Origin of the sequence: Agrococcus sp. BE272 (assembly GCF_031457935.1) — a bacterium.
Lineage (GTDB): Bacteria > Actinomycetota > Actinomycetes > Actinomycetales > Microbacteriaceae > Agrococcus > Agrococcus sediminis.
The window spans coordinates 776,922-790,485 of sequence record NZ_JAVDXL010000001.1 but is presented as its reverse complement, the minus strand read 5'-3'; the positions used below and the strand labels follow the sequence as shown (position 1 = coordinate 790,485).

The 13,564-nt window shown below is 69.3% G+C and carries 14 protein-coding genes; 7 read left to right on the top strand and 7 right to left on the bottom strand.

Going from position 1 to position 13,564, the window contains the following annotated elements; all coding sequences use genetic code 11:
* Nucleotides 1-7 precede the first annotated feature (7 nt).
* Nucleotides 8-919, bottom strand: a complete 912-nt coding sequence (locus tag J2X49_RS03835) for a LysR substrate-binding domain-containing protein (protein ID WP_310122755.1) — start codon at nucleotides 917-919, stop codon at nucleotides 8-10.
* Nucleotides 920-990: 71 nt separating this feature from the next.
* Between J2X49_RS03835 and hisD the strand changes: the two genes are divergently transcribed.
* Genes hisD through J2X49_RS03820 form a run of 3 tightly spaced genes read left to right on the top strand, consistent with a single transcriptional unit; the run spans nucleotide 991 to nucleotide 4,645 of the window.
* Nucleotides 991-2,340 carry a histidinol dehydrogenase gene (gene hisD, locus J2X49_RS03830; RefSeq protein ID WP_310122752.1) on the top strand — a complete coding sequence of 450 codons (1,350 nt, stop codon included), beginning with the start codon at nucleotides 991-993 and terminating at the stop codon, nucleotides 2,338-2,340.
* Nucleotides 2,337-3,170, top strand: coding sequence for a nitrilase-related carbon-nitrogen hydrolase (locus J2X49_RS03825; protein WP_310122749.1), 834 nt, complete (start codon nucleotides 2,337-2,339; stop codon nucleotides 3,168-3,170). Before hisD ends, J2X49_RS03825 begins: the two co-directional genes overlap by 4 nt.
* On the top strand, nucleotides 3,167-4,645 hold the full coding sequence (locus J2X49_RS03820; protein WP_310122746.1) for a cytosine permease: 1,479 nt from the start codon (nucleotides 3,167-3,169) through the stop codon (nucleotides 4,643-4,645). Before J2X49_RS03825 ends, J2X49_RS03820 begins: the two co-directional genes overlap by 4 nt.
* Before the next feature lie 43 nt (nucleotides 4,646-4,688).
* Here the strand turns inward: J2X49_RS03820 and J2X49_RS03815 are convergent, their stop codons facing one another.
* Genes J2X49_RS03815 through J2X49_RS03800 form a run of 4 tightly spaced genes read right to left on the bottom strand, consistent with a single transcriptional unit; the run spans nucleotide 4,689 to nucleotide 8,076 of the window.
* Nucleotides 4,689-5,306 (bottom strand): TetR/AcrR family transcriptional regulator C-terminal domain-containing protein, encoded by a 618-nt coding sequence (locus tag J2X49_RS03815; RefSeq protein WP_310122744.1) that lies wholly within the window; start codon nucleotides 5,304-5,306, stop codon nucleotides 4,689-4,691.
* A gap of 15 nt (nucleotides 5,307-5,321) precedes the next feature.
* Nucleotides 5,322-6,413, bottom strand: a complete 1,092-nt coding sequence (locus tag J2X49_RS03810; RefSeq protein ID WP_310122742.1) for a Zn-dependent alcohol dehydrogenase — start codon at nucleotides 6,411-6,413, stop codon at nucleotides 5,322-5,324.
* Nucleotides 6,413-7,843, bottom strand: a complete 1,431-nt coding sequence (locus J2X49_RS03805; protein ID WP_310122740.1) for a cytosine permease — start codon at nucleotides 7,841-7,843, stop codon at nucleotides 6,413-6,415. The genes J2X49_RS03810 and J2X49_RS03805 overlap by 1 nt, the downstream gene beginning before the upstream one ends.
* Complete coding sequence (locus J2X49_RS03800) at nucleotides 7,840-8,076, bottom strand: hypothetical protein (protein WP_128188913.1); 237 nt, start codon at nucleotides 8,074-8,076, stop codon at nucleotides 7,840-7,842. Before J2X49_RS03800 ends, J2X49_RS03805 begins: the two co-directional genes overlap by 4 nt.
* A 145-nt stretch (nucleotides 8,077-8,221) precedes the next feature.
* Between J2X49_RS03800 and J2X49_RS03795 the strand changes: the two genes are divergently transcribed.
* On the top strand, nucleotides 8,222-9,019 hold the full coding sequence (locus tag J2X49_RS03795) for a nitrilase-related carbon-nitrogen hydrolase (protein ID WP_310122735.1): 798 nt from the start codon (nucleotides 8,222-8,224) through the stop codon (nucleotides 9,017-9,019).
* 130 nt (nucleotides 9,020-9,149) lie between these two features.
* Here the strand turns inward: J2X49_RS03795 and J2X49_RS03790 are convergent, their stop codons facing one another.
* Nucleotides 9,150-9,644: a hypothetical protein gene (locus J2X49_RS03790; protein WP_310122732.1), complete on the bottom strand. Its 495-nt coding sequence runs from the start codon at nucleotides 9,642-9,644 to the stop codon at nucleotides 9,150-9,152.
* A gap of 53 nt (nucleotides 9,645-9,697) precedes the next feature.
* Between J2X49_RS03790 and J2X49_RS03785 the strand changes: the two genes are divergently transcribed.
* The 3 genes from J2X49_RS03785 to J2X49_RS03775 all read left to right on the top strand — a co-directional run bounded on the left by J2X49_RS03785 (nucleotide 9,698) and on the right by J2X49_RS03775 (nucleotide 12,934).
* Nucleotides 9,698-10,018, top strand: coding sequence for a nucleotide pyrophosphohydrolase (locus tag J2X49_RS03785; protein WP_310122730.1), 321 nt, complete (start codon nucleotides 9,698-9,700; stop codon nucleotides 10,016-10,018).
* 4 nt (nucleotides 10,019-10,022) lie between these two features.
* On the top strand, nucleotides 10,023-11,747 hold the full coding sequence (locus J2X49_RS03780; protein WP_310122728.1) for a DNA/RNA helicase domain-containing protein: 1,725 nt from the start codon (nucleotides 10,023-10,025) through the stop codon (nucleotides 11,745-11,747).
* An 89-nt stretch (nucleotides 11,748-11,836) separates the two neighbouring features.
* Entirely contained in the window at nucleotides 11,837-12,934 is a 1,098-nt protein-coding gene (locus J2X49_RS03775) for a type I restriction endonuclease (RefSeq protein WP_310122726.1), read from the top strand.
* Between the two features lie 81 nt (nucleotides 12,935-13,015).
* Here the strand turns inward: J2X49_RS03775 and J2X49_RS03770 are convergent, their stop codons facing one another.
* Nucleotides 13,016-13,564 (bottom strand): NYN domain-containing protein, encoded by a 549-nt coding sequence (locus tag J2X49_RS03770; protein ID WP_310122724.1) that lies wholly within the window; start codon nucleotides 13,562-13,564, stop codon nucleotides 13,016-13,018.

Below are 13,564 nucleotides of genomic sequence, written 5' to 3'. Positions count from 1 at the left end.
GCCGGCCCTAGGCCGGTGCCGCGCTGAGACCGCCGTCTGTCAGCATCGCAGCCGCCATGCGGCTCAGCTCAGCGCTGGCCGGGCTGAGCACGCTGCCGCGGCGTCGCACGAGCGCGATCACATCGTGCATCGGCTCGGCGAACGCGACCGCGTGCAGCTCGGGGTCGTCGCGCCGTCGCAGCACAGCCCGGGCCGCAAGCGTCTCGCCGATGCCGCGCGCGACGAGGTCGAGCGCCGTCTCGACGTTCTCGACCTCGATCACGGGCTCGAGGTGCAGCCCGTGCGCCTGCGCGCGATCGGCCAGCTGGCGCCGGGTCGGATCGCGGTCGCCGTAGTGCGCGTCGTAGAGGATCAGGGGCCGCTCCGGGACGCGCTGCATCGTCATGGCACGGCGGGCGCGCGCGGGGTCGGCCGACACCCACAGCACCTCGTCGCGCGCGAGCGGCTCGACCTCGAGCCCCTCGTCGTCGATCGGCAGGACGACGAGCCCCGCCTCCAGGGTCCCGGCCCGCACGGCGGCGACGACCTCAGCGGTGTTCTGGCCGACGAGGCGGATGCGCACACCGGGGTGCGCGCGGTGGAAGCGCTCCGCGAGCGTGGAGAGCAGGTAGTACGAGGCGTTGCGCAGCACGCCGAAGCTGCCGACGCCGCCGCGGAGCCCTCGCACGCGGTCGAGCACATCGCCCGCGCCATCCGCTCCCTCGACCGCTCGACGCGCCCAGGGGAGCAGCTGCTCGCCGGCACCCGTCAGCGCGAGCCGGCGAGGGCCGCGCGCGAAGAGCTCGACCCCCGCGTCGAGCTCGAGCCGGCGGACGGACTCCGAGACCGACGGCTGCGTGAGCCCGAGCTCCTCCGCCGCTGCGGTGAACGTGCCGAGCTCCGCGGCGGCGAGGAAGCAGCGCAGCTGTGACAGATGCATAGGACGATCCTATGCATTGCGCTGGATCATCGCTCGTTGTCCGATGGTTCGCAGACGCCTAGGCTCGCCGCATGCGCCTCACTCAGCACGTCCGCTCCACGCTCCACGGCCGCTTCCGCTTCCTCAAGGAGGGGCTCGACGTGCCCGCAGCGCAGCGGGATCCCGCGGTGGTCGAGACGGTCGCGACGATGCTCGGCGAGATCGAGCGCGAGGGGCTCGACGCGGTGCGCCGGCACGCCGCCCGGCTCGACGGCACGACCGGCGACCTCGCGGTCGCCCCGGAGCGCGTCGCCTCGAGCGGCGACCGGCTCGACCCGGCACTCCGGGAGGCGATCGAGCTCGGCTCGCGGCGCACCCGGGCCTTCGCCCGCGCGACTCGCGACCACCTGCAGGACTTCGAGGTCGAGCCCGTCCCCGGCCTCGTGACCGGGGTGCGCTACGTGCCCGTCGGCAGCGTCGGCGCATACCTGCCGGCCGGGCGGTTCCCGCTCACGGCTTCCGCGTTCATGACGCTCGGCGTCGCCGCGGAGGCGGGCGTGCCGCGCCGGATCGCCTGCACGCCGCCGCAGCCCGACGGCCAGCCCAACGACGCCGTCCTCTACGCGGCGCACGTCTCGGGCGTCGACCGGGTGTGGATGCTCGGCGGCGTGCAGGCGCTCGCGGCGATGGCCTTCGGACTCCTCGACGAGCAGCCCGTCGACATGCTCGTCGGCGCCGGCAACGCCTACGTGGCCGAGGCGAAGCGCGCGCTGTACGGGCGCGTCGCGATCGACCTCCCCGCCGGGCCGTCTGAGGTCGCCGTGCTCGCCGACGCATCCGCAGACCCCGACTGGGTCGCTGCCGACCTGCTCGGCCAGGCCGAGCACGGGCCGAACTCGCCCGCGGCGCTCGTCACCACCTCCGCCGAGCTCGGCGCCGAGGTGATCCGCGCGATCGAGCGCCGGCTGACGACGCTCGAGACCGAGGCGATCGCAGGCCCCGCATGGCGCGACCACGGCTCGGTCATCGTCGCCGACGACATGGAGACCGCGATCGCGATCATGGACGACCTCGCACCCGAGCACCTCGAGGTGATGACCGACGACGACGACGCGGTGCACCGAGCCCTCACCAACTACGGCTCGATCTTCCTCGGCCGCTGGAGCACCGTCGCCTACTCGGACAAGGGCATGGCCGGCACCAACCACGTGCTGCCGACCGCGGGCGGTGCGAAGCACACCGCCGGCATGTCGGTCTCGCGCTACCTCAAGGCCCTCACCTACCAGCGCATCTCGCGCGAGGCGACGCCCGAGCTCGCGGAGGCGGTGGCGACGATCTCGCAGTCGGAGGGCATGGCCGCGCACCGCGACACGGCGACGCTGCGGCTCGATGCCCTGCGCGAGACGGCCGCGACGGCCGGAATGGGCCGGACCTCGGCATGATCCGCACGCTGCCGGTCGCGGTGCGCAGCCCGCGCATCCGCGCCGGCGCGCTCGCAGACAACCTCGAGGCGTGCCGGCTCGCGATCGAGGACGCGGCGAGGACGGGTGCATCGCTCATCGTGCTGCCCGAGCTCGCGACCAGCGGCTACGCCCTCGTCGACGCCGCGCAGGTCGAGTCGTGCGCCATGCGCGCCGACGCCCCCCGCCTGCTGGCCCTCGCCGACGGCCTGCCGGCGACGACGGTGCTCGTGGTGGGCTTCGCCGAGCGCGTCGAGGGCGGTGTCGCGAACAGCGCGGCCGTCATCGCCGGCGGACAAGTGCTCGCGACCTACCGCAAGGCGCACCTGTGGGGCGGGGAGAGACTGCTCTTCCGTGCCGGCGATGCGGCCGCGCCGGTCGTCGAGACTCCGATCGGCAGGCTCGGCATCGCCATCTGCTACGACATCGAGTTCCCCGAGGTGCCGCGCGCCCTCAAGCTCGCGGGCGCCGAGCTGCTCGCCGCGCCCGTCGCGTGGCCGCTCGTGCCGCGCCCGGAGGGCGAGCGCGCGCCCGAGCTCATCCAGGCCATGGCCGCGGCGAGATCGTCGCGGCTGCCCATCGTGATCGCCGACCACCACGGGGCCGACCGCTCCATCGAGTGGACCGGCGGCACAGCGGTCATCGATGGCGACGGCTGGATCGCCGCAGCCGACGAGCGCACCGCGACCGTCACCATCCCCATCCCCGCCGATGCCCGTGCGGGCGAGCGGAACGACCTGATCGGCGACCGACGGCCGGAGCTCTACGGCGAGCTCGGCCCGCGCCACGACACTGAGGAGCCCCTCCGATGATCACCACCAGCACGACCTCGGCGACGCCCGACGCGGCTCCCCGCGCGGCGTCGGCGATCGAGGTCAAGTCGATCGACTTCGTGCCGCTGTCGGAACGGCGGGGCTCCGTCGCCTCGCTCTTCCCGCTCTGGTTCATGTCGAACGCCAACCTCACGACGCTCGCCACCGGCATGCTCGGCGTCGCCATGGGCGCGACCTTCGGCACCTCCGTGCTCGCGATCGTGCTGGGCGTGGCGGTCGGCACGATCTTCACCGCGTTCCACTCGGCACAGGGACCCCAGCTCGGCCTGCCGCAGATGCTGCAGTCGCGCGCGCAGTTCGGCTACCGCGGCGTCGCGGTGATCTGCCTCGTGACGATCCTCAGCATCGTCGGCTTCAACGTCTTCAACCAGATCCTCGCCGCCGAGGTGCTGACGACGACCACCGGCGTCGATGCGCCGCAGCTCTGGTACGTCCTGATCACCGCACTGGCACTCGCCCTCGCCGTCGTCGGCTACCACTGGATCCACCGCACGCAGCAGTGGCTCACGCTGCTGTTCCTGGTCACCTTCGGCGTCTTCTCGGTCGCGGCGATCTTCGTGCTGCCGCTGCCGGCGGACCAGCTCGGCTTCGGCGACTTCGCGTGGCCGGCCTTCCTCGTGCAGTTCGCGGGCGCCGCCGGCTACGGCCTCGGCTGGGCGCCGTACGTGTCCGACTACTCGCGCTACCTGCCGCCGCGCACGAGCCCGGCCGCCGCCACGTTCTACACCTACGCCGGCGTCTTCGTCGGCGCCTCCTGGCTCATGGTGCTCGGCGCGTTCGTGGCGGCCTCCTTCGCCGACGCCTCGCCGATCGCCGCGGTCGCGGCCGCCGCCGACGGCATCCTGCCCGGCTCCGGCACGTGGCTGCTGATCGCAGCGCTGCCGGGCCTGATCAGCGTCATCACGGTGAACATCTATGCGGCGTCGATCGAGGGCATCACCGTGATCGACTCGTTCCGCCCGCTGGCTGCCACGCGTCGCGTGCGGGTCATCGCCTGCACCGCCGTGGCGCTCACCGGCATGGCCGGCGCACTCTTCAGCACCGGCGACTTCCTCGCGAACTTCGGCAGCTTCCTCGTCATCCTGCTCTACGTGCTGGTGCCGTGGACGAGCATCAACCTCGTCGACTACTACCTGGTGCGCAAGGGCCGCTACGCGATCATGGAGATGTTCCGCGTCGACGGCGTCTACGGCACCTGGGGCTGGCGCGGACTCACCGCGTACGCGATCGGCATCCTCGCGATGGTGCCGTTCGCCTCGACGGTGTGGTTCGTCGGTCCGATCGCGCAGGCGATCGGCGGCATCGACATCGCCCTCTTCGTCGGCCTCGTCGTCGGAGCGGTCGCCTACCTCGTGCTCTGCATCGGCATGGATCGGCGACTCGAGGAGCAGCGCATCAGCGAGGCGCTCGAGGCGGGCGGCCCCGCGTCGGTCAGCTTCCACGCCGAGGGCTGAGGCCAGCCGCAGCCGTGCGCGGAGCGCGGCGGCGCGCTGCGAGTCAGCGCCCCGCCGCGCTCCGCCCCACCGCATCCACCACGGTCGCCACCGCCAGCTCGAACCCGGCCGCAGCACGCCCCGCATCGTCGCCCCGCGCCGCGACAGCCCGCAGCTCCGGCACCTCGTGCCCCTCGATGCGCCACAGCGGCGACGGCGATGCCGCGTCGACGGCCGACCCCAGCACGACCGCGTCGATCATCGCCGAGAACGCGACGCGCGCCTCCTCCGGCACCCCCGCATCCCGCAGGATCACGAAGAGCGCCTCGTAGATCTCGAGCGTGCGGGCGTCCTCCACCGGCGCCCCGACCAGCACTGGCACGACCGTCGGCACCTGCGCCGTCGCATCCCGGTACGACCGCATCCAGCGCGCGAGCCGGTCGAGCGGTGCGACGGCGGGGTCGAGCAGCGGCGCGAGGTCGACGCCGGCGTAGAGCTCCTCGCGCATGCGGTGCACGATCGCGAGGCGTCCGCCGGGCAGGTGGTGGTAGAGCGACGACGGGTGCACGCCCAGCAGCTTGGCGATGCCGGGGATGGTGAAGTCGCCGTTCGCCGCCACCTGCCGCAGCGCAGCCCGCGCGATCGACCCGGGGGAGAGGATGTTGTGCTTCGGTCTGGCCATCGGTTCAGCGTGGCATCAGAAGACGATGACGCTGCGCCCCCGCGCGCCGGAGCGCATGAGGTCGAAGGCGTCGTTCACCTCGTCGAGCGAGCACCGGTTGGTGATGAGCTCGTCGATGGGCAGCTTGCCGTCGAGGTAGAGGCGGGCGAGCATCGGGAAGTCGCGCGCCGGCACCGTCGAGCCGTAGTTCGAGCCGAGCAGCGACTTGCCCTCCTCGGCGAGCGCGAGCGCGTCGATCGGCACGGGCCGGTCCTGCGGGGGGAGGCCCACGATCACGGCGGTGCCGCCGCGCTGCAGAGCCGCGGGCATGAGCGCGATGGTCTCGGGCCGGCCGATGGCCTCGAAGGCGACATCCACCCCGTCCGGCATGATCTGGCGCACCTGCTCGGCGAGATCCGCGCCCGACCGCACCGTGTGCGTCGCGCCGAACTGCCGCGCGAGCTCGAGCGACTCGTCGGTGACGTCGGCGGCGATGATGGGGCTCGCGCCCGCGAGCTTCAGGCCCATGATGATGCTGAGGCCCACGCCGCCCGCGCCGATGACGAGCGCCGAGCGGCCGGGCTTCACCTCGGCGTCGTTGACGACCGCGCCGACGCCGGTGGCGATCGAGCAGCCGATGAGGGCGGCCACGTCGAACGGCAGCTCCTTCGGCACGCGCACGGCCGCCTGCTCGGCGACCACGACCCGCTCGCTCATCGAGCCGACCGCGAGGTACGGGTAGGCCACGGCGCCGTCGAGCTGCATCGGCGTCGAGCCGTCGGGCAGCAGGCACTCCTCCGAGCGGGAGCCGGTGCACACCCAGGTGCGGCCCTGGCGGCAGGCCGAGCAGGTGCCGCACGGGTAGAACCACGTCATGATCACGTGGTCGCCGGGCTCGAGCGAGCGCACGCCGGGGCCGACGGCCTCGACGACGCCTGCGCCCTCGTGGCCCATGATCGTCGGCTGCGGCATCTGCCAGTCGCCGTCGAGCACGTGCCGGTCGGAGCCGCAGACGCCCGAGGCGCCGATGCGCACGAGCACCTCGCCGCGCCCCGGCTCCCGCAGCTCGACGTCCCTGACCGTCAGGCGCGCATCCCCGTCGTAGACCGCCGCTCGCGTCGTCGCCATCAGCGCGCCCCCACCATGGTGCGACCGCGGTGCAGCACGGCCGAGAAGCCGAGGTAGACGAGCGCGGCGACGATGGCGGCGGGCAGGGATGCGGTGATCACCGAGAAGACGGCCTGCGTCTCGAGCGTGATCGGGTTGTAGAGCCACAGGTAGAACGCGGCGCCGGCGACGAGCGCGATGATGCCGGCCCAGTTGATGCCCGCCGGGTAGGCGTAGAGCGTGCCCTGCTGGCCCAGGTGCATCTCGCGCAGGTCGATGCGCTGCTTGCGCAGCACGAAGTAGTCGGCGAGCGCGATGCCGCACACGGCGGTGAGGAAGGCGCCCGAGACCGAGACGAAGATCATGAACTGCTCGTACATGAACTGCGGGAAGAAGGTCATGATCGCGGGGAGGATGAAGAAGGATGCGGTGAGCACCTTCCAGGGCACGCGGGCCAGCAGGCCGCCCGACGACTGCCGGATGGCGAGGATCGTCGAGTAGACGATCGACGACATCGACGTGATGTTGGCGAAGGCGATGAAGATCAGCACCGCGACGCCGAGCACCGCGCCGCCGAACGGCACCATCCAGACGGTCGGGTCGGAGTCGCCGAGCGTGAGCGCCGCGGCCATGCCGACGATCTGCGCGACGAGCGTGGCGATGAGGAGGCCGCCATAGGCGGGCCAGACGGCCGCCTTGCGCGAGCGGGTCATGCGGGCGAGCGAGCCCATCACCGGGTACCAGGAGACGCCCACGCCGACGTTGAACTCGACGGCGACCATGAAGTTGAGCGTCGCGTCGTCGAACGGCGCGATCGGGGAGGCGGCGAAGAGCGCGTCCCACGAGGTGTTGATGACGAGGAAGACCATCATCACGACGGTGATCACGGCGAGCCCGGGCGCGATGATCGCGTTGAAGCGGCCGATCGTGACCGGGCCGCGGGAGAGCACCCACCAGGCGATCGCGATGGCGATGAGGCCGCCGATCGTGACGACCGGGCCGTACTGGCCGAGATCGGTGCCGGCCATGGTCGAGACGACCTGGCTCGTGGCGCGACCGGCCATGACGGCGAGCAGCGACGACCAGCCCATCTCGGTGATGAGGATGACGGTGAAGACGAGCGCGCCGACGCCGACGACGCCGAAGGCGCCGCGCAGCAGCAGGTACTGCTCGCTGCCCCAGCGCTGCGAGGCGACGACCGAGGCGAGCACCATGAAGCACAGGCCGATCGCGTTGCCGATGATCATCGCGGCGATGCCGTCCTGGAAGCCGACGAGCAGTGCCGTGGAGCCGCCGACGAGGAACGCCCAGGTGGCGATGGCGATGGCGGTGTTAACCCAGGTGAAGTCGAGCGCGCTCCAGGTGCGCTCCTTCTTCAGCAGCGGGAACGTGCCGAAGACGTGCTCGCTCGAGAGCATCGGGTCGGCCGCGAGGGCCTTCCGGTCGCTCACAGGACAACGACCAGCAGGCCGAGCGCGATGGCGCCCAGCGTCACGCCGACGTAGGCGACGACCTCGCGCGCCGTGAGCGGCAGCCGCGACGCATCCTCGTACTCCTCGTGCTCGATGAGCTCGATGCGGCGCTCGAGCTCGGCGGCGATCGCCGAGTCGGTGCCGCGGGCGCGCAGCGCCTCCTGGAAGTCGGTGGCGGGCGCCTGGGGCGCGTCGGGCCGGGGTGACGTCATGGCTGGCTCCTTCGCCGAGCTCGGGGTCGTGATCGCTAGTGATCGCTAAACCAAAACCAGTTGGGTTTAGCGTCATGATGCGGCACGCTGGTGCTGCTCGTCAACAGCGGATGCCTCGATCGCGTCGAGCAGGGAGGATGGGCTCATGAGCGCCCAGGCAAGCCGCACCGTCGCCGTCGCGCAGGCGGCGGCCGTCATCGACGACGTGGATCGCAACCTCGAGACCCTGTCTGGGCTCGTCGCCGAGGCCGCGGCGCGGGGCGCCGACGTGGTCGTGACGCCCGAGCTCTTCGCCACCGGCTACGCGCCCGACCGGGCTTGGAAGCACGACGGCGGGGCTGTGCGCGCGGCGCTCGCGGAGATCGCACGGCGGCATCGGGTTGCGCTGGTGGGCTCGAGCGTCGACTCCGTTGACGGCTCGCACCGGATCGCCGCTTCGATGTTCGACGCCGACGGCGCCGAGCTGCAGCGCGTGCACAAGCGGCACCTCTTCGGACCCGTCGAGCAGCAGTGGATGACGCCCGCCGCCGACTACAGCTCGGTCGTGGGGTGGGGCGGCCTCGAGTGGGGCGTCGGCATCTGCTACGACGTGGAGTTCCCCGAGTTCGCGCGTGCTCTGGCTATGGCCGGCGCCGACGTGCTGCTCGTGCCGACGGCGGTGCCGACAGTGGAGGAGGGTGTTGCCGGGCGGGGTGAGGCGTGGCACTACTCGGCGACGCAGACGTCGACGCTGCAGGTGCCGGCGCGTGCCCTCGAGAACGGGGTGGTCGTCGCGTACGCGAACCACTGCGGGCCAGGGTTCACCGGCCGCTCGTGCATCGCGACGCCGTTCGGGAGGAATGCGGTGCTGCTCGGGGACGAGCCGGGCGTCGGTGTGCTCGAGGTGCCGCCGGGGGCGTTGGAGCGGGCGCGGGGGTTGAACACGTACTTGCGGGACGTGTGAGGTCGAACGCGGTCCGAGGTGGCCATATGAGTTCATATCGCGGCAGGTTCCACGTTGCTGTCTGACGTGGCTGAGGGACGCGCGTATGCGAATCCAGAAGGTGCTCTCCCTCGCTGCGGGCGCCGGGCGTCTATCGCCGGAGAAGACGTTCTGATCGATGTTGTCGCTGATCGGTGTCGTCAGCGAAGGACCACACGATGGTGAAGGAGTCGACAACGAGCCCGAGACGCGCATCGGCGTCGAACCGCAAGAGGCCTCCCGCACGAACTGATGCGGGCAAAGTGCCCTCGACTTGGAGCAGCGAGCCCGCTCGCGCAGGCGAGGCCTCAACTCCGTGCACAACCATCTCCCGTCCAGAGCTGTTGCGTATCGCCCACTTGTAGTCGCTCGCTGGCATGGGGTTTCCCCACGCATTGGGGCGATGTGCAAGCGCGATCGTCTCGTGAGCATCTGCCGATCGGGCGAGCGCACGGTTGGCTTCGTCGGCACGACGGCCCGCCTCTTCGCTGGCTGCCGTGGCGGCGCGCGCTTGTCGGGTGGCGACCACGGCCTGCCAGAAGGCGACTGCCGCCGCAGCGATTGCTGCCAGCGTCGCGCCATCTGAGAACAACGAAGTCCAGTCCATGGGCTGAGGCTATGCGCTCGGATCCGTTGGCGCCTGCCTATAGCGTGAGCGTTGTGTCCCCCGATCGAGTCCTCGCCGAGTTAAGAGTGTTCGTTGCCGAACGTGAATGGGCGCAGTTCCACACCGCTCCTAACCTGGCGAAGAGCATCTCCATCGAGTCTGCCGAGCTGCTGGAGTGCTTCCAGTGGAGTGACGACGCCGACGACGCGCGAGTCCGCGAGGAATTGGCTGACGTGATCACCTACTGCTACCTGCTCGCCGATCGCCTCGGCGCCGACCCCAGTGAACTAGTGCTCACGAAGCTCGAGCAGACTCGCGAGAAGTACCCGGTGGAACTCGCAAAGGGCTCGATCACGAAGTACGACCGGCGCTGACCCCATGAGCAAGATCCACGTGTTGCCCTTCGACGACGCCTCAATGCGTCTGTGGGCAGCGGGCAACCCTCGCGCATCGAATTGGCCGGTGGTGTACACGCTTGAAGGCGGATCGGAGGTGTACGTCGGAGAGACGCTCAACATGGCGGCTCGCGCACGCCAGCACCTCGCCAATGCCGAGCGCGGCAAGCTCGAGCGGGCGCATGTCGTCGTCGACGAGACGTTCCACAAGTCGGCCTGTCTCGACCTCGAATCCTTCCTGATACGCCTCTTCAGCGGAGACGCCGCTCGGACCGTCCTGAATCGCAACACCGGCATCGTCGACGCGGACTACTACCAGCGCCCGGAGTACCAGGCGAGGTTCGACGCGATCTTCGACGAGCTGCGCTCGCGCGGTCTCTTCACCCGCAGCATCCCAGAGATCCGCAATTCCGACCTCTTCAAACTGTCGCCGTTCAAAGCGTTGACCGACGACCAGGCGGCAGCGACTGTGGGCATCGTAGAGTCGCTCTTCGACGGTCTGGAGCAGGGCGTCGAGAGCACGAGCATCGTCCAAGGACATCCCGGTACGGGCAAGACCATCGTCGCGATCTACCTCGTGAAGCTCCTTGCGGATATCGCCGCGGAGGAGCGCGACGAGGACCCGAGCGGGGAGTCGGTCTTCGACGACTTCTTCACCGAGGGCCATCGAGCTCTGTTGGCATCGCCTCGCATCGCCCTCGTAGTCCCGCAGCAGTCCCTGCGCGCTTCGATTCGGAGGGTGTTCAAGCACACACCAAACCTCGACCCGTCCATGGTGCTGTCTCCTTTCCAGGTAGGGCACAGCACCGAGCGGTTCGACGTGCTCGTCGTCGATGAGGCACACCGGCTCTCGCAGCGGGCGGCACAGGCCGTGGGCGTGCAAACGCGCGACTTCCGGCTCATCACCGAGCGCCTCTTCGGCGTCGACGACCACGAGCGATCGCAGCTCGACTGGATCGAGGCGCAGGCCGCCCACCGCATCCTCATGCTCGATGAACTGCAAGCCGTCAGACCCGCCGATCTTCCGGCAGACGTCGTCGGTCCGCTCGTTCAGCGAGCTGAAGCTGACGGCCGCGTGCATCGCCTCGCCACGCAGATGCGCGTGGCCGCCGGCACCGACTACGTCCAGTACGTACGCGATGTGTTGAGTGCTGAAGAAGACGACCGGCCAACACGACCTGACTTCGGCGAGTACGACCTGCGGTTCTTCGACGACGCCGCCGAGATGCGGGCCGAGATCCTGGCGCGCGACGATGAGGTGGGCCTGTCACGGCTCTTGGCCGGCTACGCGTGGAAGTGGCGCAGCAGCAAGGATCGAGCCGCAGCGGACATTGAGCTCGACGGACTCAGCCTGCAGTGGAACCGGACCGCGACGGAGTGGATCCGGTCGAAGACGTCGCGAGAAGAGGTCGGATCCATCCACACGGTGCAGGGCTACGACCTCAACTACGCAGGCGTCCTGATCGGCCGGGATCTGGGGTGGGACCCCGAGCACCAAAGGATCATCTTCCGCCGAGACCACTACTTCGACTCTCGCGGCAAGGCGAACAACAACATCCGCGGCATCGCCTACTCAGACGAGGATGTTCGAACGTTCGTGTTGAACATCTACGCGGTGCTCCTCACTCGGGGGATTCGCGGCACATACGTGCATGTCGTGGATCCGCAGCTCCGACGCGCCTTGAGGCCGCACTTCACCGGCAGTTAAAACCCGACAGGTTTGCGAGACTTCGTTGAGTCGCGCTCAATCATGTTGCAGGTCTGCGCTACGGTCGTGGCAGTCTCGGGAGGCAATTGATGGAATTCAGCGATCGGCTCAACGCACTGGCCACAAAGGTTCAGAACCAGAAGTCGGCGATCCAAACCGAAGAAGCGACGAAGAACGCGTTCATCATGCCGTTCATCTCCAGCATCCTCGGCTACGACGTCTTCAACCCGCTGGAGGTCGTGCCTGAGTTCACGGCGGACGTCGGACTGAAGAAGGGCGAGAAGATCGACTACGCCATTCTCCGCCATGGCGAGGTTCAGATCCTGCTCGAGTGCAAGGCCTCCATCGGGCAGTTGAAGTTCGAGCACGCGTCCCAACTCTTCCGTTATTTCGCGGTCACCAACGCTCGCATCGCCGTGCTGACGAACGGCGAGGTCTACCACTTCTACACGGACCTCGACAAGCCCAATCGGATGGACGAGAAGCCGTTCCTCGTACTGGATCTCTCCGACATCGATGAGTCGATCGTGCCCGAGCTTCGGAAGCTCACGAAGGAGAACTTCGACCTCGACTCCGTGATCAGTGCTGCCGAGGAGCTCAAGTACGTAGGGGCGCTCAAGCGGGCGATCGGCGAGCAGTTCAGAGAGCCGTCTGACGAATGGGTCCGGTTCTTCACGACAAGAGTTTATGAAGGGTCGTTCACTCAGAAGGTGCGAGAGCAGTTCTCGGCGCTCGTAGCCAAGGCTGGCAAGCAGTACCTCAGCGACCAGGTGAACGATCGGCTGAAGACAGCACTCGGGGCATCCGGGTACACGCCAGCGCCAATGGCCGAGTCCTCGGCAGCGGTGTCAAGTGAGCCGGTCTCGGAGAAAGACCTCGATCGCGACACTGAGGTCGATACGACGCTCGAAGAGCTGGAGGGGTACCAGATCGTCAAGGCCATCGCCTGTAGTGAAGTGAAGCCGCCGCGGATCGTGCATCGCGATGCCAAGTCCTACTTCGCTGTGCTCCTGGACGACAACAACCGGAAGCCGATCGCCCGCTTGCACTTCAACAGTCGTAAGCAGAAGTACGTCGGTGTCTTCGACGAGGCGAAGGTCGAGACGCGGCACCCGATCGAGAGCCTTGACGACATCTACACGCACGCTGAAGCGATCCGCGCGGCGGTCCGTCGCTACCTCGACTGACAGCGACTGTCTGTCGTCGGAGCGAGCGGGACGGACTTAACAGTCGCGACCAGCGCTGGCCCGAGGTCGGGCGCACCTGTCTTAGATGAATTCGAGCGGGTCGAACTGGTCGATCGGGATGATGCGCACGCGCGGCAGGCGCGAGTTGAACGCCGCCACGTCGTACTCGAGGTCGAAGAACTCGATGCCGTCGACGTCGCGCAGGTCGCCGGCCATGAACTCGCCGAAGCCGACGATGCCGACGCGGCGCGCGCCGTCCTGCGCGAGGCGCTGCATCTGCAGCGCGAAGTCGCGGTCGTGGCTCACGAGCATGACGTCATCTGCCCGGGCGGCCAGCGCATCCGCCGTCTTCTGGATGGCGATGTCGACGACCTTGCCCTCGCCGCTGAGCGGCACCGGCCGGTACCCCATCGCGATCAGTGCCTGCACGAACGACGCCGGCAGCTCGTGCGAGACGGCGAGGAAGAAGAGGCCCTTCACCGGCTGCTGCCACGTGCGCTCGGCGAAGTCGAGCACCTTGTTCCAGCGCGGGCGCTCCTGCGGCTCCGGGCGGCGGTCGAGGATCGAGATGCCGAGCGTCGCGTCGATGTTCTCGCCGTCGACGAGGAGGTAGGTGGTGCGCTCGGCCAT

What these genes read in the sequence shown, in the direction of transcription:
- J2X49_RS03835 (WP_310122755.1), bottom strand. Translation starts at nt 919, where the DNA reads ATGCATCTGTCACAGCTGCGCTGCTTCCTCGCCGCCGCGGAGCTCGGC.
- hisD (WP_310122752.1), top strand. Translation starts at nt 991, where the DNA reads ATGCGCCTCACTCAGCACGTCCGCTCCACGCTCCACGGCCGCTTCCGC.
- J2X49_RS03825 (WP_310122749.1), top strand. Translation starts at nt 2,337, where the DNA reads ATGATCCGCACGCTGCCGGTCGCGGTGCGCAGCCCGCGCATCCGCGCC.
- J2X49_RS03820 (WP_310122746.1), top strand. Translation starts at nt 3,167, where the DNA reads ATGATCACCACCAGCACGACCTCGGCGACGCCCGACGCGGCTCCCCGC.
- J2X49_RS03815 (WP_310122744.1), bottom strand. Translation starts at nt 5,306, where the DNA reads ATGGCCAGACCGAAGCACAACATCCTCTCCCCCGGGTCGATCGCGCGG.
- J2X49_RS03810 (WP_310122742.1), bottom strand. Translation starts at nt 6,413, where the DNA reads ATGGCGACGACGCGAGCGGCGGTCTACGACGGGGATGCGCGCCTGACG.
- J2X49_RS03800 (WP_128188913.1), bottom strand. Translation starts at nt 8,076, where the DNA reads ATGACGTCACCCCGGCCCGACGCGCCCCAGGCGCCCGCCACCGACTTC.
- J2X49_RS03795 (WP_310122735.1), top strand. Translation starts at nt 8,222, where the DNA reads ATGAGCGCCCAGGCAAGCCGCACCGTCGCCGTCGCGCAGGCGGCGGCC.
- J2X49_RS03790 (WP_310122732.1), bottom strand. Translation starts at nt 9,644, where the DNA reads ATGGACTGGACTTCGTTGTTCTCAGATGGCGCGACGCTGGCAGCAATC.
- J2X49_RS03780 (WP_310122728.1), top strand. Translation starts at nt 10,023, where the DNA reads ATGAGCAAGATCCACGTGTTGCCCTTCGACGACGCCTCAATGCGTCTG.
- J2X49_RS03775 (WP_310122726.1), top strand. Translation starts at nt 11,837, where the DNA reads ATGGAATTCAGCGATCGGCTCAACGCACTGGCCACAAAGGTTCAGAAC.
- J2X49_RS03770 (WP_310122724.1), bottom strand. Translation starts at nt 13,564, where the DNA reads ATGGCCGAGCGCACCACCTACCTCCTCGTCGACGGCGAGAACATCGAC.